We start from the raw sequence: 2,733 nt of genomic DNA on the forward strand, positions 1-2,733 counted from the left end.
TCGCGCGGAATGAGCGACCTGCGCAGGCTGATGACCGCAGCGCAGGAGAGGGAGGTGGCCACATGAACGGGAAGGAACACGACGAGTCACTCGCACGGCCGGGCGAACCGGAGCTGTCGAGTGATCCGGACCTGTCGAGTGATCCGGGGCTGGGTAGGCCGCCGGTCCCGGTGGACTTCGCGGCGCGGGTCCTGGAGCGCGTGGGCATCGGGCGCGAGCGATACGACACGTATGTACGTCTGGAGTCGGCGGCGGGCGGCCTGTTCGTGGCGTTCTCCCCGACGTCCGTGACCGGATCCGTGCCGGCGATCGAGGGGCTGACGGCCGAGCGGTTCGAGGAATTGCACCGTTCGCGCACCGGCCGATCCGCGATCACCACGAGCAGGCGCTTTCCGGGGCTGGTGACCGCCGTGCGTACCGGCCGAGCCAGGAAACTGCCGCTGGACTGCGGCCCCGACGGTTTGCCGGAGACCGATGTATTGCAGGCGATCCGGGTGATACCCGCCGGGCAACTGCGCCCGCTGTCCTGGATCGCGCGGGAGGCTTCGCTTCCCCCTGCCACGGACCTCGCCATGGTGCTGGGCGTGCTCGCCCGCAATCCGCTGGTCGTACTGGTGCCGTGCCATCGCGTGACGTACGAGAACGGGGTGCCGTGCGACGCGGCCTATCCGTCGAGCATCGGCGACGCGCTGCGCACGGCGGAGGGCATCGACATGATCGAGGTACGTCGGTGGGCGCACGGTGACGGGGCTTTCCTGGGCAGCGACACCACCCGTATCTACTGTCACCCCACGTGTTCCCACGCCCGGCGCATCACCCCGCCGCATCGCGTGGTGTTCACGAACGCGAGGGCGGCGCGCCGGGCCGGCTACCGCGCTTGCAAGAGTTGCCGCCCGCTGCCGACGTGAAGGCGGCCCCCCCGGGGGGCCTGTCGAGTCGGCGCGGTGTGCGGTGCCGTGTCGCCGGTGGTTCGTTTCTTCGTGCCGTTCGCCGAATCCGGTGTGCGATTTTCACCGCACCGGGCTCTGCGCGGATTCTGTCGTCGGGCGTGGTTCGGGCGGTCCGGGGGGTGGGGATCGTGTTGCCTCGGCGACGGTGGCGGGTGACCGTCACCGCCTGGGGGTCGAAGAGTTCGGTCCCACGTCCTTCCACTTCCGGCGGTGCGGTGCCGTCCACCGGCCGATCACCCGGTGCCACGTGGAATCGGCCGGGGGGCTCGGGGTGGCTTTGCGGACCACGTGCTTGACGTGGTCGGCCCGGCCGCGCGTGATCCGGTTGAGCCTGATCGGCACGTCCTTGGGGTTGTGCCGCGACGTTTTGTTCGTCGGGGCGCGGGTCTTGTCCTTGAGCCGCCGGATGGGCCGGTCCGCGATGGAGGTGTGGGCGTGTCACTTGTTCGTTCCTCGGCTGCGGCGCCACTGGATGTGGAACCCGTGGAAGTCGAACCCGTCCGCCGTGTGCGCCAGGTGCGTCTTGGCCTCGGACAGGCGAAGACCGGGTGCTCCGCGGGCTCTGCGACGGTCTTGGCGGGTGCGGGAGACGGGGTCGTGCGGGGCCGTGAACGTTGAGAGGAACATCGCTCGTTTCAGCGGCCGATTTCCCGTGCCGGGGGCGTGTTCGCCGCGTATGGGGGACCCGGAGGACTTCGTCGCGGGGGCCGGGCCCGGGTGGGAGGCCGGGTGGGCGGCGGTGGGTCGAGGACGGCCCGTCGCCGATGGTCGCCGTGAGGGTGGCCGCGGTCGCGACGCCGATTCCGGGCTTCGAGATCGAGACCCGCGAAAGGGGGTGGGCCTCCGGGAGCTCGCCGGTCCGCGCGTCGACGGCCCGATGTTGCTCGTGGACGGCGGGCGGGCGGGCCGGGGAGGGCACGACCGTGTCGTGGGTGGTGGTGCCGGGGACGACGACGAGTTTGTTCGTCGAGCGCGTCGAAGATGTCCGTCCGCGAGGCGTTCGGCCGTGCGCGGGGCCTTCGGGCGTATCGGGGACACGAGTCTGTGGCGTCCCGCCTCGCGCGGGGCGGGCGGGCCGTGTCGCTCCGGGCGGTGGGTGACGGCCGGGTGGTCCGGGCGGTGGGTGACGGCCGGGTGGTCCGGGCGGTGGGTGACGGCCGGGTGGTCCGGGCGGGGAGCGAGGGCCGGGTGGTCCGGGCGGGGGCGAGGACGCGTTCGAGGGAGGGGCGGAACCGGGTGAACAGGCTCCGGACGCTGTTGCCGGCGCGGTGGTGAACTTCGCCGGGAGCCTGTCGAAGACGGCCCGCGGCTTCGGTTCGCTGTTGGGCGGTCGCTCGTCGTGGAGGGTCTTGCCCGCGGTGGCCGGACCGCGGCCGTGGTGGTCTTGCCCACGTCCGGGCCGAGGAGGACCTTGATGTCACCGGTGTCGAACACGCACCCCTTTGAGGGCGGTCGTTTTGTCCCGGCCTCACGCCCTTGGCGCCGTGCGTGCGCATCCACGTGACGCAGACCAACCACCCTTCACAGGCCGGGCGTCGCGCTCGGCCGGGCAGTGGTCAGGCTTCTCGTCAGCGGTCGAACGGTGCTCCGGGCCCGGTGACACCACCACCCCCGGGTCATGGGTTCGACAGGGAGTGGAAGTCATGCCGGACCCGAAGGCCAGGAGCCCCGTTTCAGGGCCACGGAAAAAGGTAACTGTGATTGTTGGACTGCGGCCCGGGTCGGGTTGCTGCCAGGCTCGTCGTCGGCGTCCGGCATGACTCGCAAGGTAACTGACGACTCC

1 protein-coding gene and 2 pseudogenes are annotated in these 2,733 nt (G+C 71.2%); 1 reads left to right on the forward strand and 2 read right to left on the reverse strand.

The window, feature by feature from the left end; translation table 11 throughout:
• Nucleotides 1–62 precede the first annotated feature (62 nt).
• Nucleotides 63–908 carry an MGMT family protein gene (locus tag ABZS54_RS42670; protein ID WP_355548777.1) on the forward strand — a complete coding sequence of 282 codons (846 nt, stop codon included), beginning with the start codon at nucleotides 63–65 and terminating at the stop codon, nucleotides 906–908.
• A 594-nt stretch (nucleotides 909–1,502) separates the two neighbouring features.
• Here the strand turns inward: ABZS54_RS42670 and ABZS54_RS42675 are convergent.
• A pseudogene (locus ABZS54_RS42675) lies at nucleotides 1,503–2,069 on the reverse strand (transposase); the annotation flags it as partial.
• 148 nt (nucleotides 2,070–2,217) lie between these two features.
• Nucleotides 2,218–2,384, reverse strand: a pseudogene (locus ABZS54_RS42680) (IS110 family transposase); the annotation flags it as partial.
• Nucleotides 2,385–2,733: the final 349 nt, after the last annotated feature.

The organism is Embleya sp. NPDC005575 (genome assembly GCF_040605455.1).
In the GTDB taxonomy this organism is placed as follows: domain Bacteria; phylum Actinomycetota; class Actinomycetes; order Streptomycetales; family Streptomycetaceae; genus Embleya.

Bases quoted from the DNA above. Each gene is read 5' to 3' on its own strand.
- ABZS54_RS42670 (WP_355548777.1), top strand. From the start codon at position 63: ATGAACGGGAAGGAACACGACGAGTCACTCGCACGGCCGGGCGAACCG.